Below are 22,888 nucleotides of genomic sequence, written 5' to 3' on the forward strand. Positions count from 1 at the left end.
AGTTCTGGATTTAACATTGTTCAGGACTAAGACCACCGCATGCGCCGCAGCAACGCCAGCGATGGTAATCACACTCAATATAATTAATCCGAAGCGAGTCAGGCATGACGAATAACCCGCCAGACGGTAAGGCATCCTTGCCACGCTGCCGGTTAACGCAAGGCACAAACCCTCTCAAGGCGTTGCGCTGTCGTCCATCACCACTTTCTGACCGTTGCGCCGCTCGACAATCATCGTCTGTGGCGATGACAGCACCACGCCCTCTTTGCGCAAGCGGGTAAGAATATCAAACAGCAGATCGCTTTTGGCACCGGAAACCTGACGCGGGCTGGCAACGTTGCCGGTCACCGACAGCACAATCCCCGCCGGGATCAGATCCTTGAACGTCACCGAAGGTTCCGGCGTCTCCAGAATGCGCTCATTTTCAATATAGACATCCAGCAGCAGCTGACGTACCCGTACCGGATCGATATCCAGAGGGAAAGTCAGGGTGATGGTCGCCACCCCCTGGGCATTGCCCATCGTGGCGTTGCGGACGTTCTGCGAAATAAATTGCGAATTAGGCACGATGACCGTCGAACGATCGCCCAGCTGGATTTCCGTGGCGCGCACGTTAATGCGGCGAATATCCCCTTCAATACCGCTGATGCTGACCAGATCCCCCACTTTGACCGGACGCTCGGTGAGCAGGATCAGACCGGAGATAAAGTTCTTCACAATTTCCTGTAGGCCAAAACCGATACCGACCGACAGGGCGCTGACGATCCATGCCAGTTTGTTCCATTGCAGGCCCATGATCGACAGCGCCAGCAGGAACACCAGCACATAGCCGAGGTTGCTGAACAGGGTGACCAGTGAAACCCGCATCCCCGCGTCCATGGTGGTTTTTGGCAGGAAATCCTGATCGAGCCAGCGTCTGGCGGAGCGCAGTACGTAGATGCCGACAATCAGACACAGCAGCGCATTCAGGACATGCGCAGGGACGATGTTCAGCGTTTCCAGCCCTTTACCACCCCAGAACTCAATGGCTTTCTGCACCAGTTCAATCGGCGTTGCGCTGCCAAAAGTGCCATTGAGCAGCGCCATCGCCGCCACCAGCACCAGAATCGTTTTACCCGCCGCGCCCAGCAGGGTTGCCACCTGCCCCAGGTGGCGTGCATCGATATTTAGCGAGCGCTGGATACTTTTACCGGAGGCGTTATTGACTGAAAACAGGCTTTCGCAGGCGTCAGCCACCAGCTGGCTGAGAATGTAGAACGATCCAAACACAATCCCGGCCCAGATCAGCTCGTAAGCGAGGAAGCGTGCGAGTGTGACATAGCCAATCAGCAGCGACAGCAGGATGGCCACGCCAGCGAGGGTGATTGCCATCTGGATAAGCCCTACCAGGGTCGATTTGGCTTCCGGATGCCCGCCTTCCAGCGCCATTTTGCGTCGGGCGCGATTGGTGCGGAAGCTGATGGACAGTGCAGTGCTGCCGATCAGCAGCGCGGTGATACCGTTTGCCAGCACGGTGGTGGCGACGCTGGTATTGGCGCTGTTGTTAAGAATTTCCAGCATCTGGAAGATAAACACCAGCGAGGCCAGCAGCGGAGGGAATGGCTTCAGCGCCAGCGCGACCTGATTGGAGATATTCGGTAAGCGCCAGGAGGGACGACGGGTGGAGAGGAACGCCCTGCCAAGACCGGCAATCAATCCGCAAAAAATGCTCAGGCCCACCAGCTTGTCAGCAAAGGTGCGCACATCGTCCACGACCTCGTCATGCCGGGTGAAGGCCAGATTCAGAAAGTTAAACGCCAGCACCACCGCCACCAGCGTGGTCAGGGCGGTGGCCGCCGCGAGGAAACTGCGGCGCAGACGCCCTTCCGGCAGCAGGTGAATGCCAACCCAGGCCAGAAACTCTTCCAGATAACGGCGTCCCTGAGTGGCGACCAGCAGGGCCAGCATCACCCAGATTATCGTGCCCAGACGCCAGCCGGGTTGCCAGGAGAGCAAAGCGGTATTGCCCAGCTCGCTGACAAAATCACTGACTTTAGCGCCGTCATCGCTCTGGGTATTGAACATCGGTGACCAGAAGCGCGGGCCAAAAATACTGCCTGCATTCAGTGCCAGCTGGGTTTTCAGTCCTTCGCGACGCAGGTTAACAATCTGTGCAGAGAGGTTAATTGCCCCGCTTTTGATCGCTTCTGTTTGCTGAACCTGGTCATCCATTTTTGCCTTCTGGTTTTCCAGATTCTTACGCTTACTGGTCACTTCAGCGGTTTCTTTTACGCCACTTTCCGCCTTTGGTGCCGGTCCTAATACCGCCAGCTGCGCCTGCAACTGGGCGCGCTGAGGAATGATCCCCTGCATCAGGGTGTCGGCATCACCTGAAAGCTCCAGGGCCATATCATTCAGCGCTGACAGGCGGCTGTCGTTGGTTTCACCTGAAACCTGCTGCTTAATTTTATCCAGCACTTTCTGCATCTTCGGCAGCTCAACTGCCGCGTTGACTTTAACCGGCGCTTCACCGGTTTGCTGGCTGGTTTCATCGCTGGCGGCCTGGCCGACGACCGGCAGCAGGGTAATCAGCACCAACAGAAAATAGCGAAAGAAGAGGCGTAAATGAGACATGAAAAATTCCGGATAAAAAACAAGACCGTTAAATGCCATCCCGAAAAATCGGGATGCGTTTATTCCGCCTGAAAAGGTCGGACGGGTTGATTACTCGACCACATCGGGCGCGCCGTCATTGCTGACCATCTCGGCCGCCTTCTGCTTTTTGTAACTCAGCGCGGCAGGCGGCACCGGAGAAATCTTGCCGGTTTCCAGCCAGTTCCGCAGCCGGTTAGCGTCCGCAAAATGGGTGTATTTACCAAATGCATCCAGTACCACCAGCGCCACCGGACGGTGATTAAACACCGTACGCATCACCAGGCAATGCCCTGCCTGATTGGTGAAGCCGGTTTTGGTCAGCTGAATATCCCAGTCAGGCCGGTACACCAGGTGGTTGGTGTTGCGAAAAGGCAGAGTGTAGTTCGGACTTCTGAAGGTCGCCATCTGCTCATGGGTGGTACTAAGCTGGCCAATTAATGGGTAGCGTTTGGTGGCAATCAGCAACTTCGTCAGATCGCGCGCGGTGGAGACATTGAGGATCGACAGCCCGGTCGGCTCGACGTAGCGGGTATGGGTCATTCCCAGCGCATGCGCTTTGGCGTTCATCGCGCGGATAAAGGCGTCATATCCCCCCGGATAGTGGTGGGCCAGGCTGGCCGCCGCACGGTTTTCAGAAGACATTAACGCCAGCAACATCATGTTTCTACGGCTGATTTCACTGTTGAGCCGCACGCGGGAATAAACGCCGCGCATCTCTGCGGTGTGGCTGATATCCACACTCAGCATCTCATCCATCGGCAGGTGCGCATCCAGCACCACCATGACCGTCATCAGTTTGGTGATCGAGGCCATCGGCCGCACCAGGTCAGGGTGGCTTTCGTAGATCACCTTATTGGTGTTCAGATCGACAATCATCGCGCTGCCAGAAGCAATCTCCGGCTGGGCAGCCAGTTGCGGCTGACGGGGACTGGCAGAAACCTGATGCAGAAAGGCCGGTGTGGAAAAAAGCAGAGCCAGAGTGAGAAGCGATAAGCGAATTTTTGCAGGCATTTTATAAAACTTAACCGGATGATGATTCAGATGCAGCCAGGCTGCACGCTGCCACCGTGCCATAAGGTCTTAACGGGGGCTGGCTTGCGCATCATACAGCGGGTATTCAGTTATTTCCTAAAGGTTATTCGTTTCCGGGCGTTAATAAACTATTAACAGTTTTACGACAGATGATGACAGCCAGGGTGGGTGGTAGGCGAGTGTTGCAGCTTACCGCGCCCGGCAGCATGATGTGCTGAGATAATGCTTCCGGGCGCTGTCGGGCAAAAGGCTGTCACTGACCGGTCGATCAAACCAGTTGATAACCATAACCCCAGAGTAATACCGTCAGCGCCAGCAATACTTCAAGCACCAGGATGCCCGTTGCCAGGATGGAGCCAGAAAAGCGCAGGCTCTCCTGCCGGTCAATATTCAGAAATGTCGGAATGCCGACACTGAGCAAATACCCGGTATAAAGCAGTGCCAGTGCGCCAGTCAGCACACAAAGCCAGACCAGTGGATAAAGCGCCACCACGCCACTGATAAACAGCGGGGTGGCAACATATCCGGCAAAGATTGTACAACGCGCCAGAGCAGGACGTTGTGGATAGTCACGCGCCATCCAGAAAATGACCCGCCCCATCACCGCTACTCCCATTAGCATCAGGCCATAAAACAACGCCGCCAGTGACAGAGCGGTAACAGGCGACAGCAAAATTCTCTGCTGTGCGCCAACATCCCAGCCAACCCGGGTGGTACCGATAAAAGCGCAGATCACCGGGATCAGCGCCATCAGCAAAACATGATGTGTGTAATGATGAGAGACGGTTTCATTTTCCTGCCGGATATCGTGCATCTCGCGATCAGGATGCGCCAGAAGTCCCCATACATGGTTCATTTCTTCACTCCTCTGCTGCCGACGGATGGCCGCCATCGGGCTGATGGCGGGTCACTTCAAGTATAATGCGGGCTGAAATGTTTATTTTTTAAACCGCCACATTTAAAACTAATTCGTTCAATTTCCGGTTAAAAAATTGCTTTTCAGCGCGTTTTAAGCACCAGCGTATAGACTGAATGTTTTCGCGCCGCGTCTGACTGACGGCAGAAATGGCTCTGCTGGCTGATTAAATCGTCGCCCGCCATTCGCCGCCGTTGTCGCAACATGACCGCGCCACACCCGCAGGAGGAAAGGCATATGGATGTTAATCATCTGATCACAGAATACGGTTATCTGGCGCTGTTTGTTGGCTGCCTCGCGGAAGGAGAAACCTTTACCCTGCTGGGCGGCGTGGCGGCACATCAGGGGCTGCTCAACTATGGGCTGGTGGTGCTGACTGCAACTCTGGGTGGCATTCTGGGTGACACCGCGCTGTTTTTTATCGGCCGTTATTATGGCCCGGCCGTGCTGGAGCGGTTTAAAAAACATCAGCAGCACATCGCGCGCGCCAGGCGGCTGATCCGCAAACGTCCGGTGCTGTTTGTCATCGGCGTGCGCTTTATGTACGGACTGCGCATCGTCGGCCCGGTGATTATTGGTGCCAGCCGGATAAAACCACAAAAATTTCTGCTGTTTAACGTTATCGGGGCGGTGCTCTGGGCGCTGATCTTTGTCTCACTGGGCTATGCGGGCGGCCGGGTTATCGCCCCCTGGCTACACAGTCTGGACCAGCACCTTAAACCTTTGTTCTGGGTGGGGTTGATGGTGCTGCTGGTCTGGCTGGTCCGGCTTTATATTAAGCATCGCTCACAGCACGAAAATCATGCAGAGGACAAGGGCAATACGGACTGAGGCCGCGCTGTCGTTATCACGGGACGACATCTTATTGCGTTAACCACGGGGGAAAGAATGAGTGAGATAAAACGCCGGATTGAAGATCATGGGGTGATAGGCGATTTACAGACCTGCGCGCTGGTTGCCAACGATGGCAGCATTGATTATTTCTGCTGGCCAAATCTGGACAGCCCGTCGGTATTTACTGCCCTGCTGGACAGCGATAAGGCCGGACTTTTTTCTCTTTCGCCTGACTGGCAGGACGCTAAGCGCCAGCAGATCTATCTGCCGGATACCGCCATGCTACAAACCCGCTGGCTGGCAAAACAGGGCGTGGCGGAAATGACCGATTACATGCCGGTTTGCCCGCAGGAAGCGCAGTCGCCACGCATTATCCGCCGGATAAAAATGGTCAAGGGGGAAGCCACCTTCAGCCTGCGCTGCGCGCCGGTACATGACTATGCCAGAGCCAGCACCACCGCCCGTTTGCAACAAAACAGCGTGCTGTTCAGCGCCAGTGAGCAGCCCGACCTGCGGCTTTGCGGCGATCTGGACTTTACGCTGGATGAGGCAGCCGCCGTGGCGACGTTCACCTTAAAAGCTGGTGAATACCGCGAATTTACCTTCGGTGCCGCCGATGATAAGCGGCTTGATCAACTGAGCAGCGAAAAGTGCTTTCAGGAGACGCTGAGCTTCTGGCGGAACTGGCGCGCGCAAAGCACCTATAACGGGCGCTGGCGGGAGATGGTCAACCGCTCAGCCCTGACCTTAAAACTGTTAACCTCACGTCAGCACGGTTCCATCGCGGCAGCGGCAACCTTTGGCCTGCCGGAGGAGCCAGGCGGTGAGCGTAACTGGGACTACCGCGCCTCCTGGATCCGCGACGCCTCATTCAGCATGTATGCGCTGATGCGTCTTGGCTACGTTGATGAAGCGCGCCACTTTACCCGCTGGGTCGGGCGCTGCGTCGAAAACAGCCATGATGAGGTGGAAAAATTGCAGGTGATGTACCGGCTGGACAGCGGCACCGAACTTCAGGAAAGCGAGTTGCCAAATCTCTCCGGCTATGCCGGTTCCACGCCGGTCAGGATTGGCAACGCGGCCTGGCGACAGACGCAGTTGGATATATACGGCGAACTGATGGATGCCGTCTATCTGGCGAACAAATACGGTGAAGCCATCTCGCACCGTGGCTGGATGCATGTCAGTAAAATGATCGATTACGTCAGCGAAAACTGGAATCAGGCCGATGCCGGGATCTGGGAGATGCGTGGCGAACCTCAGCATTTTCTGCACTCCCGTCTGATGTGCTGGGTGGCGCTGGATCGCGCCATCCGGCTGGCGAATAAACGCTCCCTCGCCTTCCCCTGCGCCCGCTGGTGCGCGGCGCGTGACCAGATCCGTGAAGATATCTGGCAGAATTTCTGGAATCCGGAACGCGGCCATTTTACCGCCACCCGCCACGGCGACTTTGTCGATGCCTCGATGCTGCTGATGCCGCTGGTGCGTTTTGTCGGCGCTACCGATCCTGACTGGCTGGCCACGCTGGACACCATCAAGCTACAGCTGGTCAGTGATGGTCTGGTAAGACGCTATAATTTAGCGCAAACCCCGGCTGACGGGCTGTCAGGTGAAGAAGGTGCCTTTGCCGCCTGTTCGTTCTGGTATGTTGAATGTCTCGCCAGAGCAGGCCGGATGGATGAAGCCCATTTTGAATTTGAAAAGCTGCTCAGCTATGCCAGCCCACTTGGGCTGTATGCCGAAGAGTTTGACCATCAGGGCGATGCGCTGGGTAATACCCCACAGGCGCTCACCCATCTGGCGCTGATCAGCGCCGCTTTTTTTCTCAATCGTAAACTTGATGGTGACGATCCACAGTGGCAACCCTGAGGGCAAAATGCGGTTTAATCCCGGCAGAGCCAGGCTTTACAGATAATTCCGGGTAAATTTAGTTAAGGAACCACAAATCCAGGTTTATCCTGGCGAATTATGACCATATAATGTGCAGCCGGTCACATCTGCCGGTACAGGTTTATTTATCCACTGATTACATGGCGCTTTACCTGAAAAATATGAAAAAGAGCATCCGCGCATTAGCCGCTTTAGCCCTGGCCGTAACGGCATACAGCCAATCCGCCTCAGCCGTTGTTTACTCCCTGCCTGCGGCAAACAGTCGTCTGATTGGTCAGAACCTTGAAATCACCCTGCCTCAGGACAGTAAGCTGCCGCTTGAAGCCTTTGCCGCACAGTACCAGATGGGCCTGAGCAACATGCTGGAAGCCAATCCAGGGGTGGATGTCTACCTGCCGAAAGGCGGTTCGAAGCTGATTATTCCTCAGCAACTGCTGCTGCCTGATGCCCCGCGTGAAGGTATTGTGATCAACAGCGCTGAAATGCGCCTGTATTACTATCCGAAAGGCACCAAAACCGTGGTGGTACTGCCAATCGGTGTCGGTGAGCTGGGTAAAGACACGCCAATCAGCTGGACTACCAAGGTCGAACGTAAAAAAGATGGCCCGACCTGGACACCCACTAAAAAGATGCATGAAGATGCCGCCGCAGCGGGCGCACCATTGCCTGCCTACTTCCCTGCCGGACCGGATAACCCGATGGGACTGTATGCGCTGTACATCGGTCGCCTGTACGCCATCCACGGGACTAACGCCAACTTTGGTATTGGCCTGCGCGTCAGCCACGGCTGCGTTCGTCTGCGGGCGGACGACATCAAGTGGCTGTTCGACAACGTGCCGGCAGGTACGCGCGTGCAGTTTATCGATCAGCCAATTAAAGCCTCGGTTGAGCCGGATGGTTCACGGCTGGTGGAAGTGCACAATCCTCTGTCACAGACCCAGGAGCAGTTCAACTCTCGCGAGCCGGTTCCGCTGACTATTACCCCGGCAGTCAATAAAGTGGTGGGTGATGCCAGCATTGACAGCGCGGCGCTGGATAATGCGATGAAAGCCCGTAGCGGGATGCCGGTTAAAGTGAACGCCGGCGCGGACAACAGCTTTGCCACACCGGTCGCCGTTCCACAGTCGGAGGGCGCGATGCCCAAAGAGGAGCCGATGACGCCGGTCACCAGCCAGGGTGCCAACGTGGTTGATCAGAATGCCGCCCCCGCGCAAAACCCGCAGGCGGCTGCTCAGGATCAGTCCGCTGCGGCCCAGGCTGCGCCTGCCAGCGGCCAGCCCGCGGCGACCAATACCGATGGCAGCTTTGTGGTGCCCAGCCAGCCCGGCCCGGTTTACGAAGATAAATCCACGGCGGATGCAGCAAAAAACAGCAGCGGGACGGCCAGTCAGTAACCAGTCACGCCTGGTCAATATACGGGCCGTAATGGCCCGTTTTTTATTGCCCGTCATCAGCCAGCTACAGTAAACATCGCACCGTGCATTACATTCTGTCCCGCTGACGCAACGCCAGCCAGCCTGCCACACAGGTAAAAAGCGTGACCAGTAGCACCAGCATGATAAAACCGTGTGGATTAGCAGAAAACGGTATCCCTCCGACATTCATGCCAAAAAAGCCCGCCACGATATTAATCGGCAGAGCCAGCACGGTGATCACCGTCAGCGTGTAAAGCGTGCGGTTGCTCTGCTCCATTTGCCGCGAGGCGATCTCCTCCTGCAACAGCCGGATGCGTTCTGTCAGGCTGGTCAGGTCATTCAGCACCACCGTAAATTCCTCGGTGAACTGCCGCAGATCCTGTACGACCTGCCGATCGAGCCAACCCGGTGGACGGTTGATCAAGCGAAACAGCGCCGCCGGTTCCGGGGCCAGCAGACGCTGAAAACGTAGCAACGTCCGACGCAGCCTGCCCAGATCGCTGCGGTTGTTCTTGATATGGTGGGTCAGCAGGCGCTCTTCGATTTGATCAACACAGAGATTGGCATGACGGACTATCTGCTCCAGTAATGTTTCCTGCTCCACCAGCAGCTGCGCCAACAGTTCGGTGGAAGATTGCAATGCCAGATCGTCCAGCTTGCTGACCAGCCGCTCGATCAACCGCACCGGTTTGTAGCGGGCGCTGACCACCAGCCCTGCCCGACACCAGATCCACAAGGTGGCATTCTCGTTAACGGTTTCCGTAGGATCAAAAATGACGTCGTTGAGTACCGCCATCAACGCCTCATTTTGCCTCTCAATCCGGGTGGTAGGAGAACCATGGCGAATTTCATCAAAGAAGGTGTCATCAACACTGAAGTTATTTTTCAGCCAGCGGGCGGCGGTGGCGTGGCTGAGATTAATATGCAGCCAGAGAAAATGATGGTTGCTCTCAGACTGCTGCCAGCGATCGCAGGCCTGCTGTGCAGAGAGACGTTGCGGGCCTGTACTGTCGCAAAACCAGTAGCCATAAATCAGACCGGCCACCTCATCACTGAAATCAGGGTGTTGCAAAGTTAATGGCTGGCGATGGGTCATGAAAATCCCGTCTGTCAGTAAAATGTCACCAGACTGTAACGCAACTCTGTGACAGAGAATTGACGGTCTGTTCAGTGAAGAGGTGACATTTTTCGGCTTGTTATCGCCGTGCCTGCTGCCGCAGGATGGCGACCCTGTAGAACAGCATGGACCACCACCCTGACACGGCTAACTTTTACAGCTGATTTGCAGCCGCAGAATAATCATAAATGCGAACAATACGATCAGCGCGGCGGCCAGGTAGATGGAATCCACGCCCTGCCAGCCAATCAGCAGCCCCGCCAGCGGGCCGGTGATGCCCAGCCCGAAGTCAAGGAAAGCGGAATAAAGGCCCAGCGCCGACCCCTGATTCTGTGGCGTCACCTGTTTGATGGCTTCGACGCCCAGTGCCGGGAACACCAGCGAAAAACCCGAGCCGGTAAGAAAAGCCCCGATATCCACCATCAGCGGCGAGTTGCCCTGCCAGATCATCAGCAGGCCAGCACTTTCAATGGCAAACGAAACCAGCGAGACGCGAATGCCGCCGAAGCGACCAATCGCGTTGCTGAACACCAGCCGCATGGCCACAAAACCCAGGCTGAACAACGTGAGCGAAAAGGCGGCTCCCTGCCAGTTGTGACTGGAGAAATAGAGGGTGATAAAGGTGGCAATAGTGCCAAAGCCCACGGTGCCCAGTCCAAGGCACAGGCCATACAGCCAGATACGTGAGAAAACTTTATGAAACGGAATGCGCTGTCCCACCGCCACCACCACGGCGGGACGCTGCGTCGCCAGCCAGAAGCCCAGAACTGCCATCAGCATAATCAGTACCGCAAAACCGGGGATACCGAAGGCGCTGTTGAGCATCACCCCCAACGGTGCCCCGAGCGCCATCGCCAGATAGGTTGCCACACCATTCCAGGAAATCACTCTGGCGCTCTGCACCGTCCCCACCAGGTTAATTCCCCACAGCGTCGAGCCGGTCGCCGTCAGGCTTTCTCCGATACCCAGCACCACGCGCCCTGCCGCCAGCAGCAGCAGGCTGGTTAACGGCGTGCCTGCGGCCAGTACCGCCAGCAGGCTGAATAATCCGCTGGCACCACAAAACAGTAAGCCCACCAGCACCACTTTTTTTGGGCCAAGCAAATCAGCATAGCGCCCGGCCTGCGGGCGACTGACCAGGGTGGAGAAGTATTGCAGACTGATAATCAGACCGGCAATAAACGAGCTGTACCCCAGATGATGCTGGACGTAGCCGGGCAGTACCGCCAGCGGCAGGCCGATCGACAGGTAGCAAAAGAAGGTAAAAATCACCACTGAGATAATACGTTTGTTCAGCTGTGAGCCGGACAGTGCGGGAGCAGAAGACATGTCAGAACCAGAAAATTAATGCGATGTGATTTATATCATACGCGTAGCAGGCTAAGAGATCGCGGCCGCAGCAGGAAAAAATGTCTCAGCCTGCAACAGAGAGTAAAAGATCCCGCTTAAAATGCGGCTTCAGCTGGCGGGGTAGCGGCTTTTTCCGCCAGGGTACGCCTCAGGGATGTGCCGTGGGCTTCAGCCCAATCAGACCAGTGCCTGCACATTAACGTCGATAGCTGCCGCAATCTCTGCGGAATTTTTCATTGCCCGGATCAGACTGAACAGATCGCTGGCCTGCGGGTACTGTTTCCGCAGATAGCCAAGCCACTGTTTGATCCTCGCCACGTGGTACAGCCCGGTATCACCCTGTTTTTCCAGCTGAATGTAGCGGTATAACAACAGCAGCACTTCCGGCCACGGCATCGGTGGCGCGTTCTCTTTTATTACCCGGCTCAGATTGGGGATGCACAATGCACCGCGTCCGATCATCACGGCATCGCAACCGGTTACCTGCATACAGGCCTGCGCGCTTTGCCAGTCCCAGATTTCACCGTTGGCTATCACCGGAATGTTCAGTCGCTGCCGGATGTCCGCAATCGCCTGCCAGTTTATTCGCTCAGCCCGGTAGCCATCCTCTTTGGTACGGCCATGCACCACCAGCTCGGTGGCACCCGCCTGCTCCACCGCATCAGCGATTTCAAACTGCCGCTCGCCGGACTCCCATCCCAGCCGGACTTTTACCGTCACCGGCAATGAAGCCGGCACCGCCTGACGCATGGCGCTGGCGGCCTGAAAAATCAGTTCGGGATCTTTCAGCAAGGTGGCCCCGCCCCCGCTGCCATTCACCGTTTTAGACGGGCAGCCACAGTTAAGATCAACGCCCCAGGAACCCAGCGACACCGCACGTGCGGCATTTTCCGCCAGCCATGAAGGATGCTGTCCCAGCAGCTGAACACGCACCCGGGTGCCGGAGGGTGTGCGGCTGGCATGGTGAAGTTCAGGGCAGAGACGGTAAAAGGATTTGACCGGCAGCAGCTGGTTAACCACCCGCAGGAATTCGGTAATGCAGAGATCGTAGTCGTTGACGCCGGTAAGCAGTTCACGCACCAGTGAGTCCAGCACGCCCTCCATCGGGGCCAGTAAAACGCGCATATCACAAGCCGTCCACAATAAAAGACAGGGAGTCTGACAGGCTGAGTTTTCCCGGCGGCATCAGCCGCAGAACAGCAGAGTGCAATGCCTGCCGGGATCTGTATATGTCAGCCCGCAACCGCAGGGAGAGCTGACCTCCCCCTGCAAAAGCCGTTATGCCGGATCAGAGCGGCGCTGGCGGGGTTTGTTACGCGCAGCACCGTTGCCGCCAGCGGCAGGTTTTGCCCCTGAGCCAGAGCCCTGACGGCGTTGACCACCATTCTGGTTACGCTCACCGCCCGACCAGGGACCGCGCTCTCCGCCGCCACTGCTGTTGCTTTTGCCGCCGCCCTGACGACCTCCGCCGCGATGCCCCTGAGGCGCGCCCCGTCCACCGCCGCCGCCGCGCTGCTGACGCCCATTCTGGATCGGCTCGGCTTTAATCGACGGGTCTGGTTCAAATCCGTCTAAAGCAATACGTGGGATCTCACGTTTCAGCAGACGTTCAATATCACGCAGCAGTTTATGCTCATCGACACAAACCAGCGACAGCGCCTCGCCGGTTGCCGCCGCGCGACCGGTACGCCCTATGCGGTGAACATAGTCTTCCGGCACGTTTGGCAACTCATAGTTCACCACATGAGGCAGCTCAGAAATATCAATGCCACGCGCGGCAATATCGGTGGCAACCAGCACGCGAATTTTATTCTCTTTAAAATCGCTCAGCGCGCGGGTGCGGGCACCCTGGCTCTTGTTACCGTGGATCGCCGCGGCGGTGATACCGTCTTTATTCAGCTGTTCCGCCAGATGGTTAGCACCGTGCTTGGTCCGGGTGAACACCAGCACCTGCTGCCAGTTATCACGGCCAATCATCAGTGACAGCAGCTCCCGCTTACGCTTCTTATCAACAAAATGCACATGCTGAGTGACCTGTTCAGATGCGGTATTGCGACGCGCAACCTCAACCTGTTCCGGATTGTGCAGCAGCTTCTCTGCCAGCCCTTTAATTTCATCGGAGAAGGTGGCGGAAAACAGAAGGTTCTGACGTCTGGCGGGCAGTTTTGCCAGCACGCGGCGGATATCGTGAATAAAGCCCATGTCCAACATGCGATCGGCTTCGTCCAGTACCAGGATTTCCACTTTCGACAGATCCAGCGCGTTCTGATGTTCGAGATCGAGCAGGCGGCCGGGGGTGGCAATCAGCACGTCAACGCCACCACGCAGCTTCATCATCTGCGGATTAATGCTGACGCCGCCGAACACCACCAGCGAACGCAGATTGAGGTATTTGCTGTAATCATGCACATTTTCACCCACCTGTGCCGCCAGCTCGCGGGTGGGGGTGAGGATCAGGGCACGAACCGGACGCCGCCCTTTCGGGTTCGGCTCCGCACTGCTGAGTCGTTGTAACAAAGGCAGGGTAAAACCGGCGGTTTTACCGGTACCGGTCTGAGCGCTGGCCATCAGGTCACGGCCCGCCAGTACCACAGGAATCGCCTGACGCTGAATGGGCGTTGGCTCGTTATAGCCCTGTTCAGCAACAGCGCGCAAAATATCGGCATTCAGGCCGAGAGAATCGAATGACATAAAATTGACAGACTCCGGATCCGCCCTGACCGCGCCAGGCGGTGTAGTTTCCAGGGGGAAAATATGACGCCAGGCACTGCCTGACGTTTGAAAGGGGGCACAAACCACGGTGCGTAAGGCGCAGATTATACCAGAGATTATCCTGACACAGAGAGTATTTCTTTTGGCCTCATCCCCCACGGGGAGCAGAGAGAGCTCATTGCGCAACAGTTAACCGGGTTTTGACTCAGGAGAAATCAGAGGGAGAACGGACCACCAGTCTGTGGTCCGTTGTGGCTCAGCGCTGACGCTGGCGGGCGCGGGCCGTCTCTTTCGCCAGCAGCGAAACCACTGCGGGTCCGGTAAGCATCAACACCCCGGCAATACCAAGCAGCAGATTGTTGTGGATAACCTGCGAAAGCAGGTAAAGCACCAACATGGCGGCCCCAAAATAGTAAGTGGTGGTGACGTCTTCAAGAAAGTCACCTGTCCGGCGGAAACCGCTCAGACGCTGGGTCAGTAACATGGCGGCGAATACGCTGGCGTAAAGCGCAAGTAACACCACGCTGACCTGCAACAGTGCCTGGTGCTTCCAGCCCAACACCAGCGCGGCAATCAACATCAGGTGCAGCGTAATATGTACCCAGGTTTGTCCGGTGACAATCTGCACACGATTAGACCATTTCATGATTTTCTCCTGGCAGACCCAACCGGGGTCGCCCAGCTTTGTTAACACGACAGGTGATAACGAATCTCCTCAGACTAACGCAGTTTTCAGATAATGCCGCAAAGATCGCGGCCCGGTGCCACTCTTTTGTGACAAAGACTACACTTTACTCTTCACTTTTCGAAAAGGAGAGCGCGCATAGTATGCCACAGGAGCCGCAAGGATTTTCATTAAAAGTCCTGACGATCAATACACATAAAGGTTTTAACGCCTCAAATCGTCGTTTTATCCTGCCTGAGCTGCGTGATGCAGTCAGAGCAACGGCGGCGGATATTGTTTTTTTACAGGAAGTTATGGGAGCGCACAAGGTCCATCAACTTCAGGTTGCTAACTGGCCCGATACGCCTCACTACGAATTTCTGGCTGATACCATGTGGAATGATTTTGCCTATGGCCGTAATGCCGTCTACCCGGAAGGGGATCACGGTAATGCCGTGCTCTCCCGCTTGCCAATTGTGCAATATGAGAACCGGGACATTTCGGTAGAAGGCACCGAAAAGCGGGGATTGCTGCACTGTCAGATTACCCTTCCCCATGCCCCGGGTACTCTGCATGTGGTCTGTGTGCACCTCGGCCTGCGCGATGCGCATCGGGCACGCCAGCTGTCGTTATTGTGTGAGCTGGTCAACAGCCTGCCAACAGATGCGCCGGTTGTGGTGGCGGGCGACTTTAACGACTGGCAGCAAAAAGCCAATGCCATCCTGCATCACGAAGCCGGGATGGAAGAAGTATTCAGCCGTCAGTCAGGCCGCCCGGCACGCACCTTCCCTGCCCGCTTTCCCCTGCTGCGCCTCGACCGTATCTACGTGCGCAACGCCCGCGTCAGCCATCCGCAAACCATCCCCCTGCGGCCCTGGTCACATCTTTCCGATCACGCCCCTCTGGCAGTGGAGATTCATCTGTGAATATGCAATGGCGTGACGGTAACCGGCTGCGGCTGCTGATCAACGGCGAGGACTATTTTCCCCGCGTGTTTGAAGCTATCCGACGGGCCAGAGAAACGGTGCTGCTGGAAACCTTCATTCTGTTTGAAGATGAGGTGGGAAACCAGCTGCATCAGGTATTGCTGGCAGCCGCCCGACGCGGTGTGAAGGTTGAAGTGATGGTCGATGGTTACGGTTCGCACGAACTGTCTGAAGATTACATCAGCAGCCTCACTTCAGCGGGCGTGCGCTTTATCTGGTACGACCCGCGACCGCGGGTGTTTGGTATGCGAACCAATATTTTTCGTCGTCTGCACCGCAAAACCGTGGTCTGCGACGGCGTGATTGCCTTTGTCGGCGGGATTAACTTTTCTGCCGAGCACAACGTCAGTTTTGGCCCCGAGGCTAAACAGGATTATGCCGTGGAGGTGCGTGGCCCGGTGGTGGATGATATCAGTCGCTATGTGCTTCAGGCGTTCAGCCAGCAAACGCCCGGGCGCTGGCGACGCGCGCGCTCAGGTCGGCCCTCGCGTCACGCCGCGCCGGGTAAGACTCAGGTGCTGTTTGTCTGGCGGGATAACGAAGACCATCGCGACGATATCGAGCAGCATTATCTTGCCATGCTGCGTGAGGCAAAGCAGGAAGTGATCATCGCCAACGCCTACTTTTTTCCGGGTTACCATCTGTTGCGCGAGATGCGTCACGCAGCAAAGCGTGGCGTCAGGGTAAAGCTGATTGTGCAGGGCGAACCCGATATGCCGATTGTTAAGGTGGGTGCTGAGCTGCTCTATAACTATCTGGTGGGCGGGGGGGTGGAAGTTTATGAATATATCCGCCGCCCGCTGCATGCCAAGATTGCCGTACAGGATGAGGCCTGGTCCACCGTGGGCTCCAGCAATCTCGACCCACTGAGCCTGTCGCTTAATCTCGAAGCCAACCTGATGATCGACGATCCTGCTTTCACCCAGATATTACGTCACGAACTTAACAGGCTGCTGAAGGACGAGTGCCGACAGGTGATGGCAGATGAACTGCCGCCGCAAAACGCCTGGCAGATGGTTAAAAACGTGGTGGTGTTCCATTTTTTACGCCACTTCCCGGCCATCGCAGGCTGGCTGCCTGCCCATACCCCAAAACTTGCCCAGGTGCCCCCGCCGGTGCAGCCTGAAATGGAAACGCAGGATCGCGTGGACGCTGAAGAGAGGATGAAATCCTGATGACCCGCCGGAAATGGTTCAAAAAAGTGCTGACGTGGCTGTTTTTTATTGCGGTCACGGTGCTGCTGGTGCTTTACGCCAGCAAAGTGGACTGGCAGGAAGTGATGGAGGTCATTCTCCACTACAACCGGGTGGCTGTTCTGGTTTCGGTGGCGCTGGTGGCAATAAGCTACCTGACCTATGGCGTCTACGATCTGATTGGCCAGGCGTATTGTGGACATAAGCTGCAAAAGCGCCAGGTGATGCTGGTGTCGTTTATCTGCTATGCCTTTAATCTGACCCTCAGCACCTGGGTTGGCGGCGTGGCAATGCGCTATCGACTCTACTCCAGGCTGGGACTGGACAGCAGGACCATCACCCGCATTTTTTCGCTCAGTATTGCCACTAACTGGCTGGGCTATGTGCTGGTTTCCGGCGTGGTGTTCAGTGCGGGTTGGGTGCCGGTGCCTGCCGGCTGGTTTATCGGCGCAGGGACGTTACGGGTAATCGGCGTGGCGCTGCTGGCTTTTGTGGTGGTGTGGCTGGCATTTTGTGCCTTCTCCCCGCGCCGCCGCTGGGCGGTAAAGGGCCATCAGCTGGCACTGCCCTCATTTCGCATGGCGATGTTGCAGTTTGCGGTATCCGGGGCTAACTGGCTGGTGATGGGTGCCATTATCTGGCTGCTGCTGGCGCAGAAGGTGGACTATCCGCAGGTGCTGGGGGTGTTGTTGATCAGCAGTATTGCCGGGGTGATTATTCATATTCCGGCAGGCATCGGCGTGCTGGAAGCGGTGTTTCTGGCGTTGCTCAGCGGCGAACACCTCTCCCACGGCGCAATTATTGCGGCGCTGCTGGCGTATCGGGTGCTCTATTTTATCGCGCCGCTGTTGCTGGCGCTGGTGCTCTATCTGGGGCTGGAGAGTCAGGCGAAAAGCCTGCGGCGAAAAAATCAGCAGGCGATCAACCGGTGAAGGGCGGAGCCTGTTGACGCCAGCAATAAAAAGGGCGTTATTAAACGCCCGTTGGTGTCTGGCGGGGGCCGCCCCGCCACGCCGGTTAACGCCGGTTGCCAAAAATACGTAACAACATCAGGAACAGGTTGATAAAGTCCAGATAGAGGGTCAGCGCGCCCAAAATGGAGTAACGGCGCAGGTTCTCTTTGTCGTTGACGTTGATCTCCTCACCGATATTTTTCAGTTTTTGCGTGTCATAGGCGGTCAGCCCGACAAACACCAGCACTCCGATGTAAGTCACAGCCCACATCAGCGCGGTGCTTTTCAGCCAGATATTGACCAGGGATGCCAGCACAATACCAATCAGCGCCATAAACAACATGCTGCCAAAACCACTGAGGTCGCGTTTGGTGGTGTATCCCCAGAAACTCATTACGCCAAACATACCGCCGGTCACCACAAAAGTACTGGCGATTGAGGAGTAGGTGTAGACGAGGAAAATGCTGGCCAGCGTCAGGCCGGTCAGCGCCGAGTAGAGCATAAACAGCCCGGTCGCCGCCGCGCCACTGAGTTTATGCACCATGCCGGACAGGACAAACACCAGCCCCAACTGGACAATAATCAGGCCAAAGAAGGTGATGCGGTTGGCAAAAACCAGCTCCATCACCGCCGGGGTGTTGGCCGCAAACCACGAAACGAAGGCGGTCAGCAGCAGACCGCAGGTCATCCAGCCATAGACCTGGGCCATATAGGTTTGTAGCCCGGTACTGGCAGGCGAAACAATGGAACCGCCATTGCGTGGATATCTGTCCATGATGCTCCCCTTTAAAGAACGTGAAGGTAATTGTATGCCCCAGATAATTCAGGTTGCAGCAAGGCAGCCAGCAACTCAGGTCAGTGACCGGGATGCGCTTGTGCAGCCAACGCACCTGCAACCTGAAATATGAAGGATATAAAACGATAAGCAGTGAGTCTGGCACAGTCATACCAGGTCAGGCCAGCCCCCACCGCGCTTTTTTTCAACAGAAAAAACCGTTCAGCACGATCAGCGGGCAGCGCCGCCACGGCTGAGGCAGCTCTGATAGCGGCCATCCACCCGTTGAGCAAACCACGCCGTGGTCAGATTACGGGTGATTTTCGGGCTTTCCAGTTTAATGCCCGGCAGCATCTCACGCGGCAGGCGTTTTCCGGCCTCTTTATCCGCCAGCGTAAACACCTGCTGCCATAAAGTCGTCTTCTCAAATGCCTGCGTCTGGCTCTTTTCCAGCGCACGTCGTATAGCGCTGTTGCTCATATCCAGACGTTTCCCCAGCGTGCGTACCGCCAGTTCGGTTGAACCGGCCGCATCGGAATCGTACTGGATCAGATCGCCGTCGAGCGCCAGCCGGATCCCACTCAGGCGGGTGACCGCCGCCTGGAAAGCCGCATTGCGGCTGGCATACCAACCGGCGTTGAAATCAGCGAAGCGATACAACGGTTTGCTGTAATCGGCCGGGTAGCCCAGCAGGTGCTGAGTGCCAAACCAGACGCCGCCACGGCGGGTAAACACTTCCTGACGCAGGGTGCCGTTAATCGGGTATGGATAGCCGCTGGCATGAGCCTCGGCAAAGGCAATGCTCACCTGCATCGGTCCGCCGGTATGGACGGGATTAAGGTTGCCGAACAGCTTCTGTCCCATTGGCACCATATTGATGAAATCGTCAAAAATGGCGCTCAGCTCTTTTTCGTTTTTAACCTTGTCCAGCCGTTCGGCGTAACTTTTGCCGTTGGATGAGTTAATCATCAGCGCGGTGCGCACGAGGATAGCGGGGATGTGCAACTTTGCCGCGCGACGGTCAATCTCTCCCCAGGCAATTTTCGGCAGGCCGGGCACGCTGGCATCAGCATTAAAACCGGACTCCTGGTCGGCAACGGCAATTACCGAGCACAGGTTGCTGACGGAAGGGTCAATTCCCTGGCTGGTTATGGCGACCATAATGTCGTCACTCCAGCCCTGGCGGTCGGTGACTTTCGGGGGGAGCAGCTGGTTAATCTGCGCCTTAATATCGGCCGGACGTCGTTCCGGCCCCTGCGACGTCGGCTTGCTGCTACAGCCTGCCAGCACCAGCAGGGCCAACAGCGCAACACGCTTAATGGAGGAGTGATTCATTATTTTCCTTGTCACGGCCGGTTCCGTCAGGCCATTTATTTTTCTGTCAGTATGCGGAGGTACGGATATCGGTTCTGCCGCGCGCTGCATCAGAGCAGCGGTCGTCTCAGGATTATTTCCAGCGAGCGGCCGCCTGCTGGTCACTGTCCCGGGCGGCCACCCAGCGCTCGCCCTCTGTCGTGGCTTCGCGTTTCCAGAAAGGGGCGCGGGTTTTCAGTTGATCCATAATAAACTCCGCTGCGGCAAATGCGCCTGAACGGTGAGCCGCGCTGACGCCAACCAGCACAATCTCTTCGCCCGGAAACAGCTCACCCGTGCGGTGGATAACCATAACGCGCTGCACTGTCCAACGCTGGCGGGCTTCCGCGACAATCGCCGCCAGCGCTTTTTCCGTCATCCCCGGATAGTGCTCCAGCGTCAGGGCGGCCACTTTATCGCCGAGATTATGATTGCGAACCTTACCGGTGAAGGTAACGACCGCGCCATCTTCATCGCTGGCCGACAACCAGCGATACGCTTCATCCACGCTGAAAGGGGCGGCGTCGACAACAATACGGGTTTCCATTTTTATCCCCCGGTAACCGGAGGAAAGAACGCCACCTCATCGCCGGAATGCAGCGGATGCTGTGGTGAAACCAGCGTCTGATTGACCGCCGCCAGCAGCCTGCCGGATTCCAGCGCCAGCGTCCAGCGCTCACCTTTCGCCGCCAGCGCCGCACGCAGGGCTTCCACCGTCGCATACTCCCCGTCCACGGTAAGGCCTGCGCTACCAACCAGCTCGCGCACCTGCGCAAAAAACAGTACGTTAATCATCATCTTCCACCTGAAAATCTCCTGATTTCCCCCCGCGTTTGCTCAGCAGGCGACAGCACTCAATGCGGATATCTTTCTGCACCGCTTTGCACATGTCATAGATGGTGAGCGCCGCGACCGAGGCCGCCGTCAGCGCCTCCATTTCCACCCCGGTTTTGCCGGTCAGGCGGCAGAGGGATTCGATCCTTACCCGGCTGTTTTCTTCGTCCGCACTCAGGCTGACTTCGACTTTACTCAGCAGCAGCGGATGGCACAGCGGGATCAGCTCCCAGGTGCGTTTTGCCGCCTGAATACCGGCAATGCGCGCCGTGGCAAACACATCACCCTTATGGTGACTGCCGTCGATGATCATCCGCAGGGTGTCGGGATGCATCACCACGAAGGCCTCTGCACGGGCTTCACGGACGGTCTCTTTTTTTGCCGAGACATCCACCATATGGGCTTCACCTGCGGCGTTAATGTGGGTCAGGTCAGACATGGTTCAGCACTTCTTCAGATGAGAAACAAAGTTGCAGGGGCGCGTGCGGGCATCGAGTTGCTGGCAGATGATCCTTTCCCAGGCACTCTGGCAGGCCCCGGTCGAACCGGGAACGGCGCAAATCAGCGTCTGGTTTGCCATCCCGGCCAGCGCGCGGGACTGAAGGGTCGCGCTGGCAATCTCCTCCCAGGAGATCATCCGGAACAGCTCGCCAAATCCCTCGATTTCCCGATCAAACAGCGGCAGCAATGCTTCTGGCGTGCTGTTTTTGCTGTGAAAACCGGTGCCGCCATTGATGATTACCACCTGCACATTTTCGCTGGCGATCCAGCCAGAGACCACGGCGCGGATCGCGTAGCGGTTATCGGCCACCAACGCCCTGTCTGCCAGCCGGTGTCCCTCTTCACTTACTGCCTGTTGCAACCAGTCACCAGAGGTGTCACTGGCCGTATCGCGGCTGTCCGAAACGGTGAGCAGAGCAATATTAAGCGGGATAAATTCAGCCGTGGATTTTGCCATTATTGATCTCCTTAAGGTTAGCCACCGAGATAAGAGAGATTTTGCGTGATGCCGGTATCTCCCTGGTGCAAAAAATGGGTCTGCTTTTTCCCCTGCAAAGCCTCAGTTATCCGTGCCTGCAACTGGTCGAGTTGATTATCTTCTGCCAGTAAATCACGCAGCGAAATGCCCCCATCGCCAAACAGGCAGAGATGCAGTTTCCCGGTGGCCGACACGCGCAGGCGGTTACAACTGGCGCAGAAGTCTTTTTCGTAGGGCATGATCAGCCCCACTTCACCAAGGTAATCCGGATGACGAAACACCTGTGCCGGACCATCACTGCGCCCGCGAGGCTGGCAAACCCAGCCTTCCCGCAGCAGATGGTCACGGATAACGGTGCCGGCAACATGCTGCTTGCGGAACAGTTCGCCGCCGTCGCCGGTTTCCATCAGTTCGATAAAGCGCAGCTGAATGGCCCGGCGACGGATCCAGTCAAGAAAGGTTTGCAGGCTGTGAAGATTAATGTGACGCATCAGCACGGCGTTGACTTTTACCTTGCTGAACCCGGCATCAAACGCCGCATCAATACCGTTCATCACCTGCTGAAATTTATCCTGTCCGGTAATGGCATGAAACTGTCGCGCGTCGAGGCTGTCGATGCTGACATTCAGTGCCGTCAGCCCGGCAGCGCGCCACTTTGCCACATCACGCGCCAGGCGGTAACCGTTGGTCGTCACCGCCAGCTGACGAATTTCAGAATTTTCGCGCACGGCGGCGATGATATCGGTAAAATCACGACGCAGTGAGGGTTCCCCGCCGGTGAGGCGAACTTTTTCCGTGCCCGCTGCCGCAAAAGCACGGGTTACCCGCCGGATTTCATCCAGTGAAAGGAAACTTTTGTTGGCTGTGCCCTGCGGTTTGTAACCATCAGGCAGGCAGTAGCTGCAACGAAAATTGCAGACATCAGTAATCGACAGACGCAGATAATAAAACCGGCGGTCGAAGCTATCGGTAAATTGTGGCACCAGTACACCTTTCCAGAGACGGGAGATGCAGGCATTTCTTTCTGCACCCTGGCAACAACAGTTGCGGCCGGGGCACCCTATCCGCAGACTTAGGTGCCAGGGCTAAGTGTGACTTACCGCAGGCCGGTAAGTCTTGGTGGCGAAATAGTACCGCTAATAGAGCACGCTTACCAGTTCGGCATTACGCTATGCATTTTGATATATAACGATTTTTTACCCCGTTTTTACCTCATGTCAGCGTAATATAAGAAAATAATGCCGTATATTT

21 protein-coding genes and 1 riboswitch are annotated in these 22,888 nt (G+C 56.6%); of the genes, 6 read left to right on the top strand and 15 right to left on the bottom strand.

Features of this window, described 5'->3' with window-relative positions; all coding sequences use genetic code 11:
- Nucleotides 1-174 precede the first annotated feature (174 nt).
- The 3 genes from BG55_RS20280 to BG55_RS20290 all read right to left on the bottom strand — a co-directional run bounded on the left by BG55_RS20280 (nucleotide 175) and on the right by BG55_RS20290 (nucleotide 4,522).
- Nucleotides 175-2,613 carry a DUF3772 domain-containing protein gene (locus tag BG55_RS20280; protein ID WP_034941862.1) on the bottom strand — a complete coding sequence of 813 codons (2,439 nt, stop codon included), beginning with the start codon at nucleotides 2,611-2,613 and terminating at the stop codon, nucleotides 175-177.
- A gap of 90 nt (nucleotides 2,614-2,703) precedes the next feature.
- A complete protein-coding gene (gene pbpG, locus BG55_RS20285) occupies nucleotides 2,704-3,645 on the bottom strand; it encodes a D-alanyl-D-alanine endopeptidase (protein WP_034941864.1) in 942 nt (313 codons plus the stop codon).
- A 289-nt stretch (nucleotides 3,646-3,934) separates the two neighbouring features.
- Complete coding sequence (locus BG55_RS20290; protein WP_034941465.1) at nucleotides 3,935-4,522, bottom strand: Yip1 family protein; 588 nt, start codon at nucleotides 4,520-4,522, stop codon at nucleotides 3,935-3,937.
- Nucleotides 4,523-4,819: 297 nt separating this feature from the next.
- Here BG55_RS20290 and BG55_RS20295 point away from each other — a divergent pair, with 297 nt between their 5' ends.
- The 3 genes from BG55_RS20295 (at nucleotide 4,820) to BG55_RS20305 (ending at nucleotide 8,700) form a co-directional block, all read left to right on the top strand.
- The gene (locus BG55_RS20295; RefSeq protein ID WP_034941466.1) at nucleotides 4,820-5,413 is read left to right on the top strand and encodes a DedA family protein; all 594 of its coding nucleotides are present in this window, start codon (nucleotides 4,820-4,822) and stop codon (nucleotides 5,411-5,413) included.
- Between the two features lie 57 nt (nucleotides 5,414-5,470).
- A complete protein-coding gene (locus BG55_RS20300; RefSeq protein ID WP_034941470.1) occupies nucleotides 5,471-7,285 on the top strand; it encodes a glycoside hydrolase family 15 protein in 1,815 nt (604 codons plus the stop codon).
- A gap of 182 nt (nucleotides 7,286-7,467) precedes the next feature.
- Complete coding sequence (locus BG55_RS20305) at nucleotides 7,468-8,700, top strand: L,D-transpeptidase family protein (protein WP_034941867.1); 1,233 nt, start codon at nucleotides 7,468-7,470, stop codon at nucleotides 8,698-8,700.
- Nucleotides 8,701-8,788: 88 nt separating this feature from the next.
- Here the strand turns inward: BG55_RS20305 and BG55_RS20310 are convergent, their stop codons facing one another.
- The 5 genes from BG55_RS20310 to BG55_RS20330 all read right to left on the bottom strand — a co-directional run bounded on the left by BG55_RS20310 (nucleotide 8,789) and on the right by BG55_RS20330 (nucleotide 14,546).
- Entirely contained in the window at nucleotides 8,789-9,817 is a 1,029-nt protein-coding gene (locus BG55_RS20310; protein ID WP_034941471.1) for a transporter, read from the bottom strand.
- A gap of 168 nt (nucleotides 9,818-9,985) precedes the next feature.
- Entirely contained in the window at nucleotides 9,986-11,167 is a 1,182-nt protein-coding gene (locus BG55_RS20315; protein ID WP_034941472.1) for an MFS transporter, read from the bottom strand.
- Nucleotides 11,168-11,365: 198 nt separating this feature from the next.
- Nucleotides 11,366-12,313, bottom strand: a complete 948-nt coding sequence (gene dusC, locus BG55_RS20320) for a tRNA dihydrouridine(16) synthase DusC (protein ID WP_034941474.1) — start codon at nucleotides 12,311-12,313, stop codon at nucleotides 11,366-11,368.
- A gap of 153 nt (nucleotides 12,314-12,466) precedes the next feature.
- Nucleotides 12,467-13,879, bottom strand: coding sequence for an ATP-dependent RNA helicase RhlE (gene rhlE, locus BG55_RS20325; RefSeq protein WP_034941475.1), 1,413 nt, complete (start codon nucleotides 13,877-13,879; stop codon nucleotides 12,467-12,469).
- 277 nt (nucleotides 13,880-14,156) lie between these two features.
- Nucleotides 14,157-14,546 carry a YbhQ family protein gene (locus BG55_RS20330; RefSeq protein WP_034941476.1) on the bottom strand — a complete coding sequence of 130 codons (390 nt, stop codon included), beginning with the start codon at nucleotides 14,544-14,546 and terminating at the stop codon, nucleotides 14,157-14,159.
- A gap of 182 nt (nucleotides 14,547-14,728) precedes the next feature.
- On the opposite strand from BG55_RS20330, the gene BG55_RS20335 reads away from it, so the two are divergent.
- Genes BG55_RS20335 through BG55_RS20345 form a run of 3 tightly spaced genes read left to right on the top strand, consistent with a single transcriptional unit; the run spans nucleotide 14,729 to nucleotide 17,675 of the window.
- Nucleotides 14,729-15,490 (top strand): endonuclease/exonuclease/phosphatase family protein, encoded by a 762-nt coding sequence (locus BG55_RS20335; RefSeq protein WP_034941478.1) that lies wholly within the window; start codon nucleotides 14,729-14,731, stop codon nucleotides 15,488-15,490.
- A gap of 2 nt (nucleotides 15,491-15,492) precedes the next feature.
- On the top strand, nucleotides 15,493-16,725 hold the full coding sequence (gene clsB, locus BG55_RS20340) for a cardiolipin synthase ClsB (protein ID WP_420889626.1): 1,233 nt from the start codon (nucleotides 15,493-15,495) through the stop codon (nucleotides 16,723-16,725).
- On the top strand, nucleotides 16,725-17,675 hold the full coding sequence (locus BG55_RS20345) for a lysylphosphatidylglycerol synthase domain-containing protein (RefSeq protein ID WP_034941481.1): 951 nt from the start codon (nucleotides 16,725-16,727) through the stop codon (nucleotides 17,673-17,675). The genes clsB and BG55_RS20345 overlap by 1 nt, the downstream gene beginning before the upstream one ends.
- Before the next feature lie 85 nt (nucleotides 17,676-17,760).
- Here BG55_RS20345 and BG55_RS20350 read toward each other — a convergent pair whose 3' ends face one another.
- From BG55_RS20350 to moaA, 7 genes are all read right to left on the bottom strand, one after another.
- On the bottom strand, nucleotides 17,761-18,471 hold the full coding sequence (locus BG55_RS20350) for a Bax inhibitor-1/YccA family protein (RefSeq protein ID WP_034941483.1): 711 nt from the start codon (nucleotides 18,469-18,471) through the stop codon (nucleotides 17,761-17,763).
- 231 nt (nucleotides 18,472-18,702) lie between these two features.
- On the bottom strand, nucleotides 18,703-19,806 hold the full coding sequence (locus BG55_RS20355; RefSeq protein ID WP_034941484.1) for a DUF1615 domain-containing protein: 1,104 nt from the start codon (nucleotides 19,804-19,806) through the stop codon (nucleotides 18,703-18,705).
- Between the two features lie 112 nt (nucleotides 19,807-19,918).
- On the bottom strand, nucleotides 19,919-20,371 hold the full coding sequence (gene moaE, locus BG55_RS20360) for a molybdopterin synthase catalytic subunit MoaE (RefSeq protein WP_034941485.1): 453 nt from the start codon (nucleotides 20,369-20,371) through the stop codon (nucleotides 19,919-19,921).
- 2 nt (nucleotides 20,372-20,373) lie between these two features.
- Nucleotides 20,374-20,619 carry a molybdopterin synthase sulfur carrier subunit gene (moaD, locus tag BG55_RS20365; protein WP_034941870.1) on the bottom strand — a complete coding sequence of 82 codons (246 nt, stop codon included), beginning with the start codon at nucleotides 20,617-20,619 and terminating at the stop codon, nucleotides 20,374-20,376.
- Nucleotides 20,612-21,097 carry a cyclic pyranopterin monophosphate synthase MoaC gene (gene moaC, locus BG55_RS20370; protein WP_034941486.1) on the bottom strand — a complete coding sequence of 162 codons (486 nt, stop codon included), beginning with the start codon at nucleotides 21,095-21,097 and terminating at the stop codon, nucleotides 20,612-20,614. Before moaC ends, moaD begins: the two co-directional genes overlap by 8 nt.
- A 3-nt stretch (nucleotides 21,098-21,100) precedes the next feature.
- Entirely contained in the window at nucleotides 21,101-21,616 is a 516-nt protein-coding gene (gene moaB / locus BG55_RS20375) for a molybdenum cofactor biosynthesis protein B (RefSeq protein ID WP_034941489.1), read from the bottom strand.
- A 17-nt stretch (nucleotides 21,617-21,633) separates the two neighbouring features.
- Complete coding sequence (gene moaA, locus BG55_RS20380) at nucleotides 21,634-22,623, bottom strand: GTP 3',8-cyclase MoaA (RefSeq protein ID WP_152542870.1); 990 nt, start codon at nucleotides 22,621-22,623, stop codon at nucleotides 21,634-21,636.
- A riboswitch (molybdenum cofactor riboswitch) is annotated at nucleotides 22,610-22,740 on the bottom strand. It overlaps the preceding gene by 14 nt.
- Nucleotides 22,741-22,888 lie beyond the last annotated feature (148 nt).

It is taken from the genome of Erwinia mallotivora (assembly GCF_000590885.1).
Taxonomy (GTDB): domain Bacteria; phylum Pseudomonadota; class Gammaproteobacteria; order Enterobacterales; family Enterobacteriaceae; genus Erwinia; species Erwinia mallotivora.